The organism is Oculatella sp. LEGE 06141, assembly GCF_015207605.1.
Taxonomy (GTDB): Bacteria; Cyanobacteriota; Cyanobacteriia; order Elainellales; family Elainellaceae; genus Oculatella.
In genome coordinates, this window is record NZ_JADEWO010000015.1 from 77,719 (window position 1) to 96,216 (window position 18,498).

Consider the following 18,498-nt stretch of genomic DNA (forward strand, 5'->3'; position numbering starts at 1 on the left):
AAGTTGGGGAAAGGGCAGCATTTTGGCGATACAGACCCAAGATGCTGCTCAACCAGCGTAAAGATTTGAATAAACTTCACGATTTCGCAGCACTGGATACACCCATGCTATAGCGCTGGAACACCAGTGATGTTAAGGTTTTAGTCCAGAAGATTGTTACCCAAAACTAAAGATAGTAGCCGTATCAAACGGTACCTCACGACGGGTCATTTGGCATCTACAGTGGATCTATCCTGGCGTACATTTTCTTCAATATCTCACTTCTAGAAACCCGTTGATTGGAGGGTGTAGTTACACCAATCGCCCAATCTCCATTGCAAGTAGGGTATGAGCCAGGTTGAAAGGGAAACTAAGCATGATTCATAACAACGGTGTTGGTTCAGGACAATCGCAAACTCAATTAGAGGCCGAACTAGAAGCGATCGCCGCTCTAATTAACAAAACAGCAATGCACCATCAACAGGACGGGCGATCGCTATTAGCCATCTTGCGGACATTAGAAGCGCTGCATCGCGACATCAGAGATGAGATGTTTCAGCAAACCTTGCCCGATAGCCGCCAGGAACTATACGCACTGCTGCGCGACATCGAAGCTCAAGGGGGATGGCCCTACATCCACCGCATGAAACTTCAGTCTATTTTAGGGAGAATGGCGCTAGACCAAACTGGCGAGTAAACCCTCAACCCCTAGCTGCCGCGAAATCGATAGAATTAGAACAGCTACGTATAGAAAGAAGCTCCATGATTCCTACCGTAATTGAACAATCTGGTCGTGGCGAACGCGCCTTTGACATTTATTCTCGCCTCTTGCGAGAACGCATCATCTTTCTAGGACAGCCCATTGATGCTGACGTCGCTAATCTGGTTGTGGCTCAAATGCTGTTTCTAGAAGCAGAAGATCCAGAGAAAGATATTTACATTTACGTCAACTCTCCAGGTGGTTCGGTGACAGCCGGAATGGGCATCTATGACACCATGCAACACATCCGTCCTGACATCTGCACCATCTGCGTTGGGCTTGCGGCTAGCATGGGGGCGTTCCTGTTAACGGCAGGCACCAAAGGCAAACGGATGAGCCTGCCCCATTCCCGTATCATGATTCACCAACCGCTAGGGGGAGCGCAGGGGCAAGCGGCTGATATTGAAATTCAAGCTAAGGAAATTCTGTACCACAAGCAGCGGCTCAATGACCTGCTGGTGAAGCACACCGGGCAAACCCTGGAACGCATTGAGCGAGATACCGATCGCGACTTTTTTATGTCTGCCGAAGAGTCTCTTGAGTATGGGTTAATCGACCAGGTGATTGACAAACACGCGATCGGCAGTCGTCCGGAACCAATCAACGCCTAGAGGATTTTTATACAAGGTCGGGGCGAAGCAGGCAGAGCAAAATGGGATGGAATAGCTAAACAATTGTCTGCCAACTGCTTTCCCCCTACACCCATTTTCATTCAAAAAGAAAAGGGCGAACGCTTGTTCGCCCTTTCTGCGTTTAAACGTTTTGCAGTTAAATCAGTGAATCGCTAGAGGACGGCTGCGATTCGAGATAGCGCAAGAAATCGACCAGTTCTTCATCATCCAACTCTTGCCGCGATCGCTTGCCGTAGGTTTGCTTTAAGTAGTCCCGGCCCTGTTCTTTTGTCCAGCCGAGACGCTTCATTTCTACCCAAATTTTGGCCAACTCATCCGAGCGATCGTTCGGTTCATCTGGAATAGGGCTTTTGGCGGCAGTTGAGCGACGACGAGATGGCTTTTCACCCACCATGTCGATCGGCAGTTGAGGCGAGGCATCGCCTTGCAACGGATCAGAGTTAAAGTTCATCTCAGCCAGATCGGGTTCCTCGTATGCACCCACCTCCATTTCTGGCAGAGGCGCGTCCGTGTCGATTATAGAAAACAGGTCGTCCTGCGGCTCGGAATAAGACGGACTGGCAGCAGATGCATGAGACGCATACGGTGCAGGAGCATCCCAGTCCATCAGCGATGAGGCACTAGGGGCAGGCTCAACCTCAGTTCCATTCATTGCAGTTGAACTCGCCGATCCTGAAAAATCAGCCGTTGACTTAGCCTTAACGGCTCTCAAACCAGGCGGTGACGCAAGCGGTGGCGGGTCGCTGAGCGGGTCAACCAAACTTAAACCTGAGGCGGAAGCGACTGGTGTGACTGGTGCGACTGGTGTGACTGGTGTGACTGGCGCGATCGAGGTCGGTTCAAGCCCCAGGGCGGTTAACGCTCTCACCTTGGCGCGGTCTTCAGCCGCCTCAATATCTGCCGCCGTTGCCATGCCCGTCGCTAGAGTGGTGCTACCCATCTGCACCAGCGCTCGGATAACATAGCTACCGTCATGAATGGTGATCAGTTCCGAGACAAGGCTGCCCGTAGGGTAGCGGCTTTGAAACTGACGAATCAGGGTTTGAACGTGAGAGAAATTAGGTGTCAACGGAATCAAGTCAATGAATGAGCAATGGATTGAACGACAGCAAATCGTTGCCTCTATTCTAGGAGCAAAGCTACACCTCTGTTTTTGACCGATCGCCCAACCTGGCTTTGCCTACCTCTGCAACCACAATATCTTTACAGATCTGCCTTAATCCCCATAGGCTATCGGTGGCTCAGGCTTGATAGTTTGGCAGACGTCCTTCGCCCGAACCCATCGATATCCCTAACCATTAATCCACTGTCGATGAAAATAAGTCGATGCTGAGACAGGCCGCATTGAATGGCTGAAAGCTTGATAGTCCTTTGATACCACCCTGGTGGCACAGTATGAGGGGCACAGTATGAGTGACATGGGAGCAGCGTCCACCCGCCCTGGTTCAGTGCCATTCTGCCATTCCGTTTGCTTTCCAGACAGATTTGTACCTAACAGAGGTTTCCAGGTTTATTTAGACGTTAAGCTAAGTTAATAGTTATTGGTGTTGGACTCATTTGTTTTTACAGTTGCGCTGTTCAGGTTGAAGCGTTCAAAGCTTGATGTTGAATCATTTCAAATGATATTGAACTAAATTGCGCTGACGCAAGGCAATATTATTCAAACACACTTAAATCCACTGTTTGCAAACCTAAACGATTAATTGATGCTTGATCAACTGCTGGATTACTCACCCAATTTTGGAGTTGACACTCTACTACTGCTACCCGTTCTAATCGCGTTGGAGGCTGTCTTATCGGCTGACAATGCGATCGCCCTGGCCGCGATCGCCCGTGGCCTGGAAGACGGTAAGATGCAGCGTCGGGCGCTCGATTTGGGACTGGTTGCTGCTTATGTACTGCGGGTAACGTTGATTTTAACGGCAACCTGGGTCATTCGCTTTTGGCAGTTTGAGCTGTTGGGTGCCCTCTACCTGCTCTGGTTAGTGTTTCAGTACTTCACGTCCAGTGGGGACGATGAACATTCCCATCGCGGTGCCCGCTTTGCCTCCCTATGGCAAGCCATTCCGGTCATTGCCCTCACCGATTTAGCCTTTTCGCTCGATAGTGTCACAACGGCGATCGCGGTTTCCAACGAACTCTGGCTGGTATTGGCGGGCGGCACGATTGGCGTAATCACACTACGGTTTATGGCTGGGTTGTTTATCCGCTGGCTCAAGGAGTTTGTTTATCTCGAAGATGCGGGTTATGTAACCGTCGCGCTGGTTGGGTTACGGCTGTTGGTCAGAGTTATCAATCCGGAGTTTGTTCCGCCCGAATGGGTCATGGTTCCGGCGATTGCCCTGATATTTCTGTGGGGCTTTTCCAAACGGGTTGAAGCACCAGAGCTAGTGGCTCAAGAAGAAATGGCTCTCAGGCTAGGAACAGAGACAGCAGAGGAGCCAAAAGAAGCGCAAGAGGTGTCGGCAGACTAAACCGCCGCACTGAGTTCGAGCCGCCAATCCGTAGATTGGCTTCCCAACAAGGTGGCTTCCCAACAAAGAAGGTGGGCTGGAATGAACCCAGCCCACCTTTTTGTTTGCCTCACTCTAGCCTCTGTCTCGAAGATGCGGGCACCCCAAACTGATCTGCTCAAACTGGCTCATGGTTGCTTAACGACGCTGCACATGGTTCAAAATGCCTCGGGCGATCGCCTCTGCCATCTTCGTTTGAAAGGCCGGATCTCTCAATTTAGCAGCATCATCTCGTCCGGTCACAAACCCAACCTCCACCAGCACCGACGGCATAGAGGTGTTCCGAATCACATAGAATTGGGCTTGCTTGACACCCCGATTCTGCATCCCTGTACTCTGAATAATGCTGGACTGAATCGACTGAGCCAAATCTCGTCCAGACTGGTGATAAAAGGTTTCCACTCCATTCACATCAGGTCGGCTCATGCTCAGCGCATTGGCATGAATGCTTACGAACAGGTCAGCATTCGCTCGCTCGGCAATTTGTACCCGTGGAGCCAGATCTAGCTCTCGATCATCCCGGCGAGTTAGCACGGCTTGAATGCCCTGTCGCTCTAAAATGCTGGCAACCTGTAGCGAAATTGAAGTGGTGATGTCTTTCTCTCGAAGTCCACCAATGCCAACCGCACCTGGATCTCGACCGCCATGCCCCGGATCAATCACAACAACGAGTCGTTCATTGGGCACCTGAGAAGACGGCGGCCTGGGTGTTGTGGTACTGGGAGGAGTTGATGCTGGAGGTGGAGCCGTTGCGACCGAAATTGGCAACACCTGTGCTTGCAGGTTTTGCTGGCTGAGCGATCGCTGAAATGCATTGGCCTCAGCCTGCGTGCGAAATAGCCCCACCTGCATCATCATTTGACCATTCACCGTCGTCCGAAACGCATCAGGTACAGCCGTTCTCACCCGCGATTGCTCGGTTGCTGTACTGGCTGGTACCACTACTCGATGCGTAAATGCGGTTGAGGGCACGGGGGCAGGAGTCGAGACCGGAGGAGTCGAGACGGGGGGACTAGTAACGGTAGCAATCGGCATGACTCTGGCTTGCAGATTTTGTTGAACGAGCGATCGCTGCAACGCATCGGCATCCGCCTGTGTTCGAAACAAACCCGCTTGCATCATCACCTGACCATCAATAGTGGTACGGAAGGCATTGGGCACAATGGTTTTCACCCGTGCTTGCTCCGTGTCTGTACTGGCTGGCACTACCACACGATGGCTAAAGCCCATAGACGCGGCTAAGGACGATGAAGTTGGGGCAGGAGAGGCACTGGAGGAACCCGGAGTAGGAATAGATGGACGGGGAGTAGGAGTGATTGGAACCGACGGCAAGGGCGCAGCAGCGACCGGAGGCGTTCCCGAACCAGGAACCGCAGATTGAGGCGGTGGGGGTAACGTTGGCAGCGTTTGAGAAGGTGCCGGGGCTGGTTGTGCTGCTGGTGGAGTGGCCGCTGGTGGAGTGGCCGTTGGTGGAGTGGCCGTTGGTGGAATGGTTGGTTGCGCTGCTGGTGGAGTGGCCGCTGGTGGAATGGTTGGTTGCGCTGCTGGTGGCGTAACTGGAGGAGCAGGCGAAGTCGCTCCTACCAAACTGTTGAGGGATTGATCCGTGGTGAGATAAATGTGACCAATCGGTTGACCATTATAAACACGCCGAGTCAGCCGCCAACCCGGATTGAGCTGAATTTTGGCAAACCCATCGGTTAAACCGTTTGTTTTACCAATTTCAATCGGCGCAGCGGTGCGATCGCTATTCGACACAGCAACCAGCTTGATGTCCCCGTTTTGTCGCATCGTGCGAATGCTGTAGCGTAATCCCAGATCTTCCCCGGCGACGCGCAACGAGTAGCCGTTGCTGTCGGCATTACGACCGCAAATTCCGGTAAAGTCGAACTTCAACAGTTCCGGTTCAACAATGGTGGGGCTTGCCCCCGTTTCAGTCCAACACGGACGGCTACTATTTAATTGTTCTAAAATCAGCAGTTTGTGGCCAGTTTGCCCTGCCGGAGCGGCGATCGCGGCAAACTTGTTTTGATCAACTTCCTGTTGCCCAAATGGAACCGAAGCAGCAGCAGGGTTAAGAGGGGCGAGTGTTCCAACACCCGCAGTAGCAGCAACAAAAGCAAGGCGGTGAGCAGCAGATTTCATCCCTAGTTGTCAAATCCTGAGGCAGTTTGCAATCGGCTAAAGGAAGGAGGCGGTTCCTCATCAAGCCTGCATTTATCCTCTATCAGAGACACTCAAATCTAGGCCAGATTGGTTCTAGTTGTTAATCTGGACATCTTTTTGCGTTTTTTCCGGATATAAAAAATTAGGGTCAACCCTGGTTCAATAAAGCATTTCAGGTGTGCGACCAGACCACTACTGCAATGTATCGAAACACAGTTAAGAGGGCGATCGCAAATTTGGCACGCGGTCGGGCACCTATAAAACAAAAAATCGTCCCCCGTATGGTGAGAGACTCTGGCGCTGCATCTATGGATCTAGTTTAGCGGAACTAAATTTTTCGTGGAACCGTCGCTGGTTCATCGAACGAACTGTCACAGTTCACAGCCGCAGTTGGGTTACTTCCCTAACTTCAATTAAGCCATGCACGATTACGGACAACCCTAGCCAAACTTTGTGGAAATTCTGTGAGGAAACAAGAGAGGGCACTCCTATCGGAATGCCCCGTCGTCTGCACAATACAGATTGAACAAAACTAATGCTATTCGTAAATCCAGGGAGTGATGGTGGGTTGCCAGCTTGCGAGTTCTTCGTCTTTAAACCAGAGGCCAATCTCTTGCTGAGCCGTTTCCGGCGCATCGGAACCGTGAATCAAGTTGCGACCAATGCTCACTCCAAAATCTCCCCGAATGGTACCGGGTTCAGCCGTCAAAGGATTGGTTGCCCCAATCAGTTTACGAGCAGAGGCGATCACACCCTCGCCTTCCCAAACCATTGCCACAACAGGGCCAGAGGTGATGAAGTCCACCAGTCCAGCAAAAAACGGTCTTTCTCGGTGAACACCATAGTGTTGTTCGGCCAGTTCGCGGCTGACACTCACCAGCTTTAAGCCCACCAGGGTAAAGCCTTTCGTTTCAAATCGGCGAATGATTTCGCCTACAATGGCTCGCTGTACGCCATCGGGCTTGACTGCAATGAATGTGCGTTCCAAGAGTGACTCCTATCAATTCAATGAATGCGCCAAATTCAGATTACCTCAGAAGGTTTCTGAAAATTTCAGAAGCCTAGCAACTGCCATCTTCTCATATCCCTTTCAAACCGTTAGCGATCGCACCATGCAGGTCAAGACGCAAGCTATCACGACTTTACGGGCGTTGGGGATCGCTGTAGCTTGCCAGGGTATTGCTTAGTCATACGCTAATGGGCGATCGCATCCGGTTAGTGGGTGGCCGATTAGCTTTAACCTTCAGTTAACCAAAACCTTTGTCTGTCCGTAGCTACAGCCTTTTATTTACCCTTTTTATTTAATGGAATTACGTTAAACTGGCTAATCGATGCATCAAAAGGGAGAACGGCATGGGGCAGTCAAACAGCGTACCGGTTGAACTAGACCAGAGCGCAGCGGGGCACATCCCCGTTGCAACCGAAACGCAACTCGCCCGCCGCTGGACGATTGAAAACAGTGAAGAACTCTACCGCATTACCGGGTGGGGAGAGCCTTATTTTTCAATTAACGCCGCCGGGCACATCACCGTTTCTCCCAAGGGCGATCGCGGTGGCTCGTTAGATTTATTTGAGTTAGTCAATGCACTGAAGCGACGCAACTTGGGGTTGCCGCTGTTGATTCGCTTTTCTGATATTTTAGAAGACCGGATTGAGCGGCTCAACGCCTGTTTTTCCAAAGCGATCGCCCGTTACAACTATGCAGGTGTCTATCGGGGCGTGTTTCCAGTCAAGTGCAACCAGCAGCGTCATTTGGTAGAAGACCTGGTTCGCTTTGGTAAACCGCATCAGTTTGGGCTGGAAGCTGGCTCCAAACCAGAATTGCTAATTGCCCTGGCAACGCTCAATACGCCCGATGCCCTGCTGATCTGCAACGGTTACAAAGACCAGGAGTATATTGAAACCGCTATGCTCGGTCAACGGCTGGGGCATACGCCGATTATTGTGCTAGAGCAAATCGAAGAAGTTGAATTTGTTATTGAAGCCAGCCGCAAGCTGCAAATTCAGCCAGTGCTGGGGGTTCGCGCTAAGTTGAGCGCTAAAGGAATTGGGCGGTGGGGCGCGTCGGCGGGCGATCGCGCCAAGTTTGGGCTAACCATTCCCGAAATGATCCGTGCCGTTGAGCAACTGCGTCAGGCCAATATGCTGGATTGTCTCCAGCTATTGCATTTCCACATCGGCTCACAGATTTCGGCCATCTCGGTCATCAAAGATGCCATTCGGGAAGCCAGCCAGATTTATGTTGAACTCGCCAAACTGGGTGCCAACATGAGGTATCTAGATGTGGGTGGCGGCCTGGGTGTAGACTACGACGGTTCCAAAACCAATTTCTACGCCTCCAAAAACTACAACATGCAAAACTACGCTAACGACGTAGTGGCAGAGATGAAAGAAGCCTGCGAGGAGCGGGGCTTAACCGTGCCCACGTTAATTAGCGAAAGCGGACGTGCGATCGCGGCTCATCAATCTGTTCTGGTGTTTGACATTTTGGGCACCAGTGAGGTGATGGCTGAAATGCCAGAACCGCTCACCGATCGCGAACACCTGATTATTCGCAACCTCTACGAAACCTATAACTCCATCAAAGTCGATAACTACCAGGAAGCCTACCACGACGCAACCCAGTTCAAAGACGAAGCCCTCAGTTTGTTTGGGTTTGGTTATGTGAGTTTGACCGAACGGGCAACCGCAGAGCGGCTGTATTGGGCGTGCTGCCAAAAAATACTGGCGATCGCGCGTCAGCAAGAATACGTCCCCGACGACCTGGAAGATCTAGAAAAGATCATGGCATCGATCTACTACATCAATCTATCGGTGTTTCAATCTGCTCCCGATAGTTGGGCGATCGATCAGCTCTTTCCCATCATGCCGATCCATCGGCTGGCAGAAGAACCCACCTGTCGCGCCACGCTGGCAGACCTCACCTGCGACAGCGACGGCAAGATCGATCAGTTTATTGATCTGCGAGATGTGAAATCGGTCTTAGAACTCCACCCGCTTAAACCAGAGGAGCCATATTACCTGGGTATGTTTTTGGGAGGGGCTTATCAAGAAACGATGGGCAATCTGCATAATTTATTTGGCGACACCAATGCGGTTCACATTCGCCTGACTCCCAAGGGCTACCAGATTGAACATGTAGTTAAAGGCGATACGATGCGAGAAGTATTGGGCTACGTGCAATATGACGTAGAAGACCTGCTTGAAAACATTCGTCGCCAGTCAGAACATGCGCTGCAAGAAAAGCGAATTACGCTAGAGGAATCACAGCTACTGCTACAAAACTATGAACGCAGTTTGAGCAGTTACACGTATCTGTCAGCTTGAGCGTATTGACTTGCAAAGTTGACTTGCAAAATTGACTTGCAAAACAGAGGCGATCGCTTCAACTCGTTTAAGAGGTTGTTTTAAAGCAGCAAATGCACTGCATTGTCCCCTACATTCCCCCGAATTGGGGGACTTTGAAACATCCTCTTCATCCATTTAGTGATGCATCAGCACACCATTAATGCAATCACAAGGATTACAGCAACACAACAATCAAGCCAAACAGCAACAGAATAGCCACCAAAGACGGGTAATCTATTGTTCTAAGTTCTGCCGTATCCTGTCTAAAGCCGCACGACAAACAGTAGAATTGATTCGAATTTTGTTGCACCAGTGCCTGTCTGGAACAGTTTGGACATTGATGCAATTGATGCAACGGTTCATGAGCCTGTAAACTCTCAGTTCTCATAACCAACTCTCCAGTCGAGGTTTCTGTTGATTAGTGAAAACGACCACTCCATTCGTGACAATCCCTGCTCGCTCAACGGGCGTTGAGTAACGATTGTTCACAATCGGTGGCTTGCTGAAGAGAACCATGGACTCCCAATAACTTATCCGTCTATGCAGCAACGCCGAAATTAATTGCGTTCAATACTGTCCAGCTCGTAGACTTACACTTCAAATCCTGACGATCGAAATCTTTTCCACCTGTATCAACCCTCATTAACCGAAAAAGTGCAGCTTGGTTAGAACTGCACTTTTTCAGGGTTATGAAGGGTGTAACCTGACAGACAAAATGGTTATTCTCACAATGATGTTCGTGAACTTAAGTAAACAACCTATTCGCTAGCTCATTGAGCAGGAAGGCCAAATGTGGGGATAGATGAGCTGTCGAATGAAATCATTTAAGGTTTGCCTTGCTCGATTTGCAGCTTCTTGTGTACGTGGGCCACAAACGCCGTCAATCGCTCCTACATAAAGACCCTGATTTTGCAAAACGGCTTGCAGTTCCTGAGAGCATATCTGAATACTCAGTAATAGTTGCTCTACTCGCACTACATCTAAAGCGTTCTGAAGCTTGGTCTGTTGCTGTTCAACAAACTCCTGGTCGATTAACTTCAACTCATGGGCAATTAAATGGTCAGCCTCATCGATTAACAAACTGAGCAAAGAATCATTTTCTGCTTTTTGCAAAATTGTATCCATGAGGTCTGCTTCATCCTCTGTCAGCACACACTTCACTGCCAAAGAGCAGTACTCACACAGCAAGTCTCTGTACTGGATGGACTCGCGGACAAACACCTCGTCTTGCATGCATTCTTCTCCGTTGCACGTTCCCATTGTTGCTACATTGCACTGAACGAACTACAAACTGACTTATTGCAGAGGATGTTTGAGACGTGCTAAACCCAACTCGAACCGCTCCCCAATTCCCCAATTTTAGGGAAGTACAGAGACAACTCTGTCTTAAAGTCCTCCAAAATCGGAGGATTTAAGGGGCTAATGCAGACTAGTGAATCTTTCTCAGACATCCTCTTACAGCGACTATTTACTTAGTGGCGTAACCGGCTTTCTTCGTGACAGGTTTATTGTAAAGATTCGATGAAGATACCTGAGAGGACAGGTGTTTCAGCCGTTTTTTACAGCGTTGCCCTCAAACGTTAAACTGGGTCAACGCAAAAGTGAGGCGATCGGGTTTTGTGATTTTGTCACATTAGGCACCCCTGATGACACTACACAGTAACTAGTGCTGGCTACAAATTATGTGTCTGCCTTTAACTCCTCCACCAGAAGATGTGTTAGATGTGGCAATCAGGGAAATCTTAATGCAAGACAGCCCCTACGCTTATTCCACGTTTACAACCATTCAGCGATACCTCAGACAATTTGGTTTATTGCCTCGCGTAGAAACTCACGACATTTTAGTAGAAGCCTACCTACGTGGAAAAGCGGTGCTCCGCAGCGGTGTTGTAATTAGAACTCCGCATGCGTGGCTGAAGCGAACGGCGTACAACATCGTTCGAGAAAAAAACCGGAAGTTAGCATCGCAGCAACCTGCCGACCCTGAAGTTTTAGACTTTTTGGGGAGAGCGTCCTATGAAAGCTGGTTGAGCCAGGAAACAATTAACCATCGTTTAACCGTTCTTTGGGAGGCATTCGAAACGCTGCGACAAAGTGAGCCAGAGGGGGCGGAGTTACTGGAATTGAAGACGATTCGAGGTCTATCGTGGCTAGAGGTACAAAACCATTTACAGGCTCAGGGTAGAGATGTTCCTAATACAGACGTGTTACGGCAACGGGCTTGTCGTGCCAAAAAGCATCTGCGTCAAATTTTTCATCAGGTTGAATCGAATGCTTGAGGGATTAGCCTGCTCTGCAAATGCTATTGATTGTTGAATCGCTCGATTCTCCGTATTAGAAATCTGGCGGCAAGCCGTAAGGTTGGCTGCTAAACATCAGACTGGCTGTAAACAAATCAGGTTACAGTGCGATCGCCCCTCATAAGTTGCACTCATCCATTACGCTGGTGCTAGTAGAACTTCATGCGATCGGCTCCCAATCTCTGTGCAATTCGATATCATCACCTTATTTCCCGATTTTTTCACCTCTCCACTCTGTTCTGGCCTGCTCGGTAGAGCGCTGGCCAAGCAAATAGCTACCGTTAATCTGGTCAATCCTCGCGACTTCACCACCGATAAACACCACAAAGTAGATGACGAACCCTACGGTGGTGGCGTTGGCATGTTGATGAAAGCAGAACCGATTTTTGCAGCGGTCGAGTCGGTTCCTGTATTGCCCCGGCGAGAAGTGATCTTGATGACACCGCAAGGTCAAACGATGAACCAGCCCATGTTTCAAGAATTAGCCGTAGGATATGACCAGTTAGTTCTGATCTGCGGACACTACGAAGGCGTTGACGAGCGGGTCTTAAATCTAGTTACCCGTGAAGTCTCCCTCGGCGATTTTGTGCTGACCTGTGGTGAAATTCCAGCACTCACTCTGTTAAATGGAGTGATTCGACTCAGACCCGGAACCGTTGGCAAAGAAGAATCCCTCAAAGCCGAAAGCTTTGAAGCCGGGTTGTTAGACTATCCGCAGTACACACGTCCGGCAGAGTTTCGCGGTTGGAAGGTGCCCGACGTGCTGCTATCGGGTAACCATGCCGAGATCGCCCGCTGGCGACATCAACAGCAGGTGCAACGAACGCGCGATCGCCGTCCCGATTTGTTAGAACAGTGGCAGGCTCAGCAACAATCCCAGTCCTGATCCGAGTTTTAACGCGTCGGGTGAACTAGGGCTATTTTTCAAAGCGCCGCATCAAGTACGCCACCCCAAAATCACCGTTGGGATGCCCCTCTAGCCGTTCTGCCAGCTCAAACACACGAGCCGCCAGGTCATCTCCCAGCTTTTCGACGGTGGCACGGCGCTCTTTTTCGGCGTAGTCCCGCTCTTTGACTTGCGTCTGCCATTCACTGGTAAACAAGCGCTCGATTGACGTATGCAGTCCTAGCGTTTCCAAAACATCCCATTCGCCGTGGTCACACCAAATGCCGCCGCAATTGCTGCATCGCTCCACATAAAACGGCGTTTTTAGCCCGACCTTGGCGCGAGCCAGATAATAACTGCACGCGGGGCACAGTGCCCCTTTCGTATCGTAGGGCGACTGGATATAGTCAACATCTAAGGTCGTTGGCAGTTTGGTCACGCCTGTAAGTCGTTGCCCCTGCTGCCAGGTTTCGTACTCCTCAGGCGGAATCCAGGTGCCCTTACAGTCCGGGCAACACTGGACGGCCAGTCCTCCGGCTAAGCTGCCAGCAACCAATTCTGTTTTTCTATCTTTTGGACACTGCACAACTTGTCTCCATCAAGCCTTGTTTCATTAAACCATCTGGTATCGGGTGAGGAGAGAGGAGAAGCGAATTTGCAGTTCAATTCCTGGGTTAGCGGCTCTCTCCGGGTTCCGGTTGGTCTTCGTGCAACAGAGTATCACAATAGCGAAGCAACAGATGGAGGCGATCGCGCATCTGCACCTGCCGCTTTTGGGCGGTCAGCGGCTGCCGAGCGGCCTGCAAAAACATCACATCCATCCCCAGCAATCGCAGTTGCTTGTTGATCTCGGTGTGGATGGCTTGCACCCTGGAGGCATCAACCGAGTTCAACGCGGCTAGCTCCAAGCTGGCAACGCGCAGTTGAAAAAATTGTTGTAATTCTGAGAATTGCAACTGTAATCCTGCTGAATCAGCAACATTCTGCGAAATAGCCGTGCTGAACCGATGTAATATCTGCTGAAACGCTTGATGTTCCTCGTAGTCTCGCCCTTGTAACATGAAGTTAACGTCTGCGACAGAATTTTGTCTCAAGACTCAGTGTAAAGAAATTTGTATATACTGTGTAGAACAAGAGTCCTCACGTTTTCGTCAGACCGGGCAAACTATCCGCTAACCTTAACTTTATTCAAAGCTCATCCGAAACGTTAAAGGATGTTTCCTGCTATGGACTCGCCGTTCTGCTCTATCGCTAAGGCAGAGCCGAGTTCGTCAATTTTTATTAGCCTTATCTGCTTATTCGCTGGCAGTACTATTGTGAATTCAGTTGTACTGCTCAAGCGTCCTACATCAATCGATGTTTGTATACGCGCATACACCCAGTGCCGTAGAATCGGCAAACATTCATCTACCGTTGAGCACATTTTGATTCCAGGCGTGACCAGTATGAACGTAATCACGGCTCCAACTCTTCCCAGCGATATCACTCTCCCGGAGTGGCTACGGGAATGTTTAATTGCTCAAAATTCGCTACGGTGCGATTTGCCAGAGCGCGATCGCCAGGAGCAAGGGCTAATCTGCCAGGCGTTTGATTTTGCCTATTGTCTACATGAAGGACAAAACCGCGCCTCCGGAGAACCTTACATCTGCCACCCGATCGCCGTTGCCGGGTTACTGCGAGATCTAGGAGGCAGCGGAGCTATGATTGCCGCTGGCTTCTTGCACGACGTTGTTGAAGATACAGAGGTCACTCCCGAAGAAATTGAACGGCGCTTTGGTGCAGAAGTACGTCACCTTGTTGAAGGAGTCACTAAGCTATCAAAGTTCAACTTCTCCAGCAAAACAGAGCGTCAGGCCGAAAACTTCCGCCGCATGTTTTTGGCGATGGCGCAGGACATTCGCGTGATTGTGGTCAAGTTAGCCGATCGGCTACACAATATGCGAACGCTAGAACACTTGCCCGACGACAAGCGCCGCCGCATTGCCCTGGAAACCCGCGAGATCTTTGCCCCGTTAGCCAACCGTCTGGGAATTGGTCGCTTTAAGTGGGAACTGGAAGATCTGTCGTTTAAGTATCTGGAACCGGAAGCCTATCGGCAGATGCAGCAGTTTGTCACCGACAAACGAGTCGATCGCGAAGCCCGGTTAGATCGAATCGCTGAGCTGTTGCGAAGTCATTTAACCGAGTTGGGAATCAAATGCCACGAGTTGAGCGGTCGCCCCAAGCACCTCTACGGCATTTACCAAAAAATGCAGCGGCAGCAGAAGCAATTCCACGAAATCTACGATGTTGCCGCCATTCGCGTCATGGTAGAAACCAAAGATGAATGCTACCGCGCTCTAGCAGTTGTGCATGATTCTTTTTGTCCCATTCCTGGCCGCTTTAAAGACTACATCGGCTTACCCAAACCCAATCGCTACCAGTCGCTACATACGGTGGTGATTGGCCCCCACGGTCGCCCGGTCGAAGTCCAGATTCGGACGCTTGAGATGCATCACATCGCTGAGTATGGAATCGCCGCCCACTGGAAATACAAAGAAACGGGCGGGTCTAGCACTACTAAATTGACCACAGAAGACGAGAAATTTACCTGGCTGCGTCAACTGCTGGAGTGGCAAAGCGACCTGAAAGACGCTCAGGAATATCTGGAAAATGTCAAAGATAATCTATTCGATGATGACGTTTATGTCTTCACGCCGAAAGGAGATGTCGTGCCGCTCAACCGGGGTGCTACGCCCATCGATTTTGCATACCGTATCCACACCGAAATTGGTAATCACTGTTCCGGGGCACGCGTTAACGATCGCATGGTAACCCTGGATACTCCGTTGCACAACGGCGACATCGTCGATATTTTAACGCAAAAAAATTCTCATCCCAGCCTGGATTGGCTCAACTTTGCCGTTACTACTGGCGCTCGTAACCGCATTCGGCAGTGGTATAAGCGATCGCACCGGGATGAAAACATCGATCGCGGTCGCGACATGCTAGAAAAAGAGCTGGGCAAGAACGGCTTCGAAGCGTTGTTGAAATCCGATCCGATGCAGGCGGTCGCCGAACGATGTAACTACCAGTCGGTAGAAGACTTGCTGGCGGCTCTTGGCTATGGTGAAGTCACTTTAAACTTGGTTGTAAACCGCATTCGAGAAGCGATTAAAGCGCAACAGCCGATCGCTCCAGCGCTCCCGTCAGCGGATGATACCGACGCAGCCATCCGTGCGGCAACCATGGCCGCACCTCCTCGTTCATTTCCTAGCGCAAAAGACTCACCCATTGCAGGGGTTGAAGGACTGCTTTACAACCTGGCAAAATGCTGTAACCCCGTGCCAGGAGAACCTATTCTGGGAGTCGTTACCCTGGGCAGTCGCGGTATTTCCATCCATCGTCAGGGCTGTCAAAACACCGAAAGTATTCCGGGCGATCGCCTCATTCCAGTCAGTTGGAATCCTGTTGAAACTAAGGGACGGCCGCAAACCTATCTGGTTCAAATCCAGATTGAAGTCATCGACCGAGTTGGTGTTCTCAAAGACGTACTGGCACGCCTGTCCGATTACGACATCAACGTTCGCAGCGCTCAGGTCAAAACCATCCCCGGACAGACCGCCTTCATCAACCTCGGCATTGACATCCGGGATCATTCCCAGCTTGAGAAAACCTTCACTCAAATTCGCAAGATGAGCGACATCATCAACCTGCGCCGCGTAAGCCAGGTTGATGAGCCGACAGACAAGTCTTAAACCTCTTAAAACTGTCGCAAGAACCGCAGGTCGCTAGCATAAATCCGACGAATATCGTCGAGCTGGTGCAGCACCATTGCCAAGCGCTCAATGCCCAAACCTGCTGCAAATCCCGTGTACACTTCTGGGTCATAGCCCACCGCTTTTAACACGTTGGGATCAACCATGCCACAGCCCATAATCTCCAGCCAGCGTCCTCGCCACTGCACATCCACTTCCGCCGATGGCTCGGTGAATGGGAAAAAGCTAGGACGAAAGCGAACCGCCACATCACCAAATAGGGCTTCTAAGAATACCTTAATCGTGCCCTTCAAATCGGTGAACGTCAGACCTTCATCGACCGCTAAAATTTCAACCTGATGGAAGACCGCCGTATGGGTAGCATCAACCGTATCACGACGGTAGCATCGCCCTGGAGCAACGATCCGAATGGGGGGATCGTTTGCTTCCATATAGCGAACCTGTACCGTTGAGGTGTGGGTTCGCAACAAGTTGCCGTCTGGAAGATACAGAGTATCCTGCATGTCGCGAGCAGGATGATCTTTCAGGAAGTTCAGCGCTTCAAAATTGTAATAGTCTGTCTCCATTTCTGGGCCCTGGGCGATGGTGTAGCCTAAGCCAACAAAAATATCGATCACCCGCTCGGCGGTGCTGGTCAGCGGGTGGGCATGCCCCTGAGCGCGATAAACACCGGGCATAGTGACATCTAGCGATTCTGCTGACAGTTGCGCTTCGATCTGTGCCGCCTGTAGCGCGGTTCGTTTTTGCTCCAGGTCAGCCTGGAGCCAATCCTTAACCTGGTTGGCTAATGCTCCAATCCGAGGTCGCTCTGTAGCGTCCAGCTTTCCCATGCCGCCCAAGACCTGAGAAAGGCTGCCCTTCTTCCCTAAATACTTAATCCGCAGTTGTTCAAGCTGTTCAAGGGTTTCAGCCGTGGCGATCGCCTGCTGAGCATCCTGCCGTAGCACTGCTAATTGGTTCTCAAGATCACCAGACTGTGTGGTCATGCCAGAAGTCATCAATAAATAGAAGTCAATACAATAGAAGGCTCCATCTTTACCAGTGTACGAGGTCAACCAGGCAGTGTGGAACCGATCGCCCCTGTCATTATGAAACATTAGGGACGTAAATGCGACGCGGCGACCGCTCCAGCACAAAAACTCTGAAAAATTTTGCTGAAATAGCCACAACCATCCAGCCTTTCTCAGGTCAGGCCGTTGTCTCGCTCCACCTCACCAACCTCTAACCTCACAGACCTCTAAACTGGATTGAAGCCGCTCCCAATAAACCATCATCCTTCATTGAATATCAAGAGTTCATGAACGTTTTAATCAGCAACGATGACGGCATTTTTGCCCTCGGAGTTCGAACCTTAGCCAATCACTTAGCTGCCGCCGGCCACCAAATTACGGTCGTTTGCCCAGACCAGGAGCGATCGGCCACTGGACATGGTTTAACCTTGCATCATCCCATTCGAGCAGAGGTGGTCGAGTCCAACTTTCATCCTTCGGTCAAAGCCTGGGCCTGTTCAGGTACCCCATCCGATTGTGTCAAGCTGGCGCTATGGGCGTTGATGGATAAGCATCCCGACATTGTGCTGTCTGGTATCAATCACGGTTCAAACCTGGGAACCGATATTCTTTACTCTGGTACTGTTTCAGCCGCAATGGAAGGCTTAATTGAGGGCATTCCCAGCGTTGCCTTCAGCCTTGCCAGCTTTTCATCCCAAAACTTTCAGGTGGGCGCTGATTTTGCCCAAACCCTGCTCGACCAACTCGCCAAACAGCCGCTAGCCAAACCCATGCTGTTAAACGTCAATATTCCAGCCGTTGAGCCAGAGGAAATTGCCGGGGTTGCATTCACGCGGCAGGGCGTTCGTCGCTATATTGACACCTTCCAAAAACGGGTCGATCCGCGCGGCAAGACCTATTACTGGCTAGCAGGAGAAGTGCTTGAAGAAGTAGCCCAGCCAGATTTAGAATTCATGGTTGTTGCTAAGCTCGACGCGGCCAAAATTGATATTGAAAACTTACGGCAATCTTTGACAGATGTACAGGCAATTCGTCACAACTACATTACAATTACTCCATTGCAATACAACCTAACCTGCGGCTCAGGGCTGGCAGACTTGCAAAGCTGGCAGCTAGGGTTTCCTAACCGTTAACCTATTCATGCAC

At 50.6% G+C, this 18,498-nt stretch carries 16 protein-coding genes; 8 read left to right on the top strand and 8 right to left on the bottom strand.

Annotated elements, in window-relative coordinates:
• The first annotated feature begins 355 nt into the window (after positions 1-355).
• Both IQ268_RS12860 and clpP read left to right on the top strand, forming a co-directional pair.
• Positions 356-676: a hypothetical protein gene (locus IQ268_RS12860; protein ID WP_193879203.1), complete on the top strand. Its 321-nt coding sequence runs from the start codon at positions 356-358 to the stop codon at positions 674-676.
• A gap of 65 nt (positions 677-741) precedes the next feature.
• Positions 742-1,350, top strand: a complete 609-nt coding sequence (clpP, locus tag IQ268_RS12865) for an ATP-dependent Clp endopeptidase proteolytic subunit ClpP (protein WP_193879206.1) — start codon at positions 742-744, stop codon at positions 1,348-1,350.
• Positions 1,351-1,507: 157 nt separating this feature from the next.
• On the opposite strand, the gene IQ268_RS12870 is transcribed toward clpP, so the two are convergent.
• A complete protein-coding gene (locus tag IQ268_RS12870; protein WP_193879209.1) occupies positions 1,508-2,440 on the bottom strand; it encodes a hypothetical protein in 933 nt (310 codons plus the stop codon).
• A 637-nt stretch (positions 2,441-3,077) separates the two neighbouring features.
• Between IQ268_RS12870 and IQ268_RS12875 the strand changes: the two genes are divergently transcribed.
• On the top strand, positions 3,078-3,845 hold the full coding sequence (locus tag IQ268_RS12875; protein WP_193879212.1) for a TerC family protein: 768 nt from the start codon (positions 3,078-3,080) through the stop codon (positions 3,843-3,845).
• A 177-nt stretch (positions 3,846-4,022) separates the two neighbouring features.
• On the opposite strand, the gene IQ268_RS12880 is transcribed toward IQ268_RS12875, so the two are convergent.
• Both IQ268_RS12880 and ndk read right to left on the bottom strand, forming a co-directional pair.
• A complete protein-coding gene (locus tag IQ268_RS12880) occupies positions 4,023-6,029 on the bottom strand; it encodes a DUF3747 domain-containing protein (protein WP_193879215.1) in 2,007 nt (668 codons plus the stop codon).
• 559 nt (positions 6,030-6,588) lie between these two features.
• Positions 6,589-7,038, bottom strand: a complete 450-nt coding sequence (ndk, locus tag IQ268_RS12885) for a nucleoside-diphosphate kinase (RefSeq protein ID WP_193879218.1) — start codon at positions 7,036-7,038, stop codon at positions 6,589-6,591.
• A gap of 365 nt (positions 7,039-7,403) precedes the next feature.
• On the opposite strand from ndk, the gene speA reads away from it, so the two are divergent.
• Positions 7,404-9,377, top strand: a complete 1,974-nt coding sequence (gene speA, locus IQ268_RS12890; RefSeq protein WP_193879222.1) for a biosynthetic arginine decarboxylase — start codon at positions 7,404-7,406, stop codon at positions 9,375-9,377.
• 196 nt (positions 9,378-9,573) lie between these two features.
• Here speA and IQ268_RS12895 read toward each other — a convergent pair whose 3' ends face one another.
• Both IQ268_RS12895 and IQ268_RS12900 read right to left on the bottom strand, forming a co-directional pair.
• The gene (locus IQ268_RS12895; protein WP_193879225.1) at positions 9,574-9,786 is read right to left on the bottom strand and encodes a hypothetical protein; all 213 of its coding nucleotides are present in this window, start codon (positions 9,784-9,786) and stop codon (positions 9,574-9,576) included.
• A 377-nt stretch (positions 9,787-10,163) separates the two neighbouring features.
• Positions 10,164-10,631 (bottom strand): peptidoglycan-binding protein, encoded by a 468-nt coding sequence (locus IQ268_RS12900; protein WP_193879228.1) that lies wholly within the window; start codon positions 10,629-10,631, stop codon positions 10,164-10,166.
• A 449-nt stretch (positions 10,632-11,080) separates the two neighbouring features.
• Here IQ268_RS12900 and IQ268_RS12905 point away from each other — a divergent pair, with 449 nt between their 5' ends.
• Together IQ268_RS12905 and trmD are read left to right on the top strand one after the other, a co-directional pair.
• A complete protein-coding gene (locus IQ268_RS12905; protein ID WP_193879232.1) occupies positions 11,081-11,677 on the top strand; it encodes a hypothetical protein in 597 nt (198 codons plus the stop codon).
• A 205-nt stretch (positions 11,678-11,882) separates the two neighbouring features.
• Positions 11,883-12,584, top strand: a complete 702-nt coding sequence (gene trmD / locus IQ268_RS12910; protein ID WP_193879235.1) for a tRNA (guanosine(37)-N1)-methyltransferase TrmD — start codon at positions 11,883-11,885, stop codon at positions 12,582-12,584.
• Positions 12,585-12,615: 31 nt separating this feature from the next.
• On the opposite strand, the gene IQ268_RS12915 is transcribed toward trmD, so the two are convergent.
• Entirely contained in the window at positions 12,616-13,170 is a 555-nt protein-coding gene (locus tag IQ268_RS12915; protein WP_193879238.1) for a zf-TFIIB domain-containing protein, read from the bottom strand.
• 88 nt (positions 13,171-13,258) lie between these two features.
• Complete coding sequence (gene patD, locus IQ268_RS12920; RefSeq protein ID WP_193879241.1) at positions 13,259-13,678, bottom strand: heterocyst frequency control protein PatD; 420 nt, start codon at positions 13,676-13,678, stop codon at positions 13,259-13,261.
• Between the two features lie 351 nt (positions 13,679-14,029).
• Between patD and IQ268_RS12925 the strand changes: the two genes are divergently transcribed.
• The gene (locus tag IQ268_RS12925; RefSeq protein WP_193879244.1) at positions 14,030-16,321 is read left to right on the top strand and encodes a bifunctional (p)ppGpp synthetase/guanosine-3',5'-bis(diphosphate) 3'-pyrophosphohydrolase; all 2,292 of its coding nucleotides are present in this window, start codon (positions 14,030-14,032) and stop codon (positions 16,319-16,321) included.
• A gap of 5 nt (positions 16,322-16,326) precedes the next feature.
• Here IQ268_RS12925 and pheS read toward each other — a convergent pair whose 3' ends face one another.
• On the bottom strand, positions 16,327-17,328 hold the full coding sequence (gene pheS / locus IQ268_RS12930) for a phenylalanine--tRNA ligase subunit alpha (protein ID WP_193879341.1): 1,002 nt from the start codon (positions 17,326-17,328) through the stop codon (positions 16,327-16,329).
• Between the two features lie 311 nt (positions 17,329-17,639).
• Between pheS and surE the strand changes: the two genes are divergently transcribed.
• Positions 17,640-18,485, top strand: coding sequence for a 5'/3'-nucleotidase SurE (surE, locus tag IQ268_RS12935; protein ID WP_193879247.1), 846 nt, complete (start codon positions 17,640-17,642; stop codon positions 18,483-18,485).
• Positions 18,486-18,498: the final 13 nt, after the last annotated feature.

What these genes read in the sequence shown, in the direction of transcription:
- IQ268_RS12895 (WP_193879225.1), bottom strand. Translation starts at nt 9,786, where the DNA reads ATGAGAACTGAGAGTTTACAGGCTCATGAACCGTTGCATCAATTGCAT.
- IQ268_RS12925 (WP_193879244.1), top strand. Translation starts at nt 14,030, where the DNA reads ATGAACGTAATCACGGCTCCAACTCTTCCCAGCGATATCACTCTCCCG.
- surE (WP_193879247.1), top strand. Translation starts at nt 17,640, where the DNA reads ATGAACGTTTTAATCAGCAACGATGACGGCATTTTTGCCCTCGGAGTT.
- IQ268_RS12905 (WP_193879232.1), top strand. Translation starts at nt 11,081, where the DNA reads ATGTGTCTGCCTTTAACTCCTCCACCAGAAGATGTGTTAGATGTGGCA.
- pheS (WP_193879341.1), bottom strand. Translation starts at nt 17,328, where the DNA reads ATGACCACACAGTCTGGTGATCTTGAGAACCAATTAGCAGTGCTACGG.
- clpP (WP_193879206.1), top strand. Translation starts at nt 742, where the DNA reads ATGATTCCTACCGTAATTGAACAATCTGGTCGTGGCGAACGCGCCTTT.
- IQ268_RS12900 (WP_193879228.1), bottom strand. Translation starts at nt 10,631, where the DNA reads ATGCAAGACGAGGTGTTTGTCCGCGAGTCCATCCAGTACAGAGACTTG.
- IQ268_RS12875 (WP_193879212.1), top strand. Translation starts at nt 3,078, where the DNA reads ATGCTTGATCAACTGCTGGATTACTCACCCAATTTTGGAGTTGACACT.
- IQ268_RS12860 (WP_193879203.1), top strand. Translation starts at nt 356, where the DNA reads ATGATTCATAACAACGGTGTTGGTTCAGGACAATCGCAAACTCAATTA.
- IQ268_RS12880 (WP_193879215.1), bottom strand. Translation starts at nt 6,029, where the DNA reads ATGAAATCTGCTGCTCACCGCCTTGCTTTTGTTGCTGCTACTGCGGGT.
- speA (WP_193879222.1), top strand. Translation starts at nt 7,404, where the DNA reads ATGGGGCAGTCAAACAGCGTACCGGTTGAACTAGACCAGAGCGCAGCG.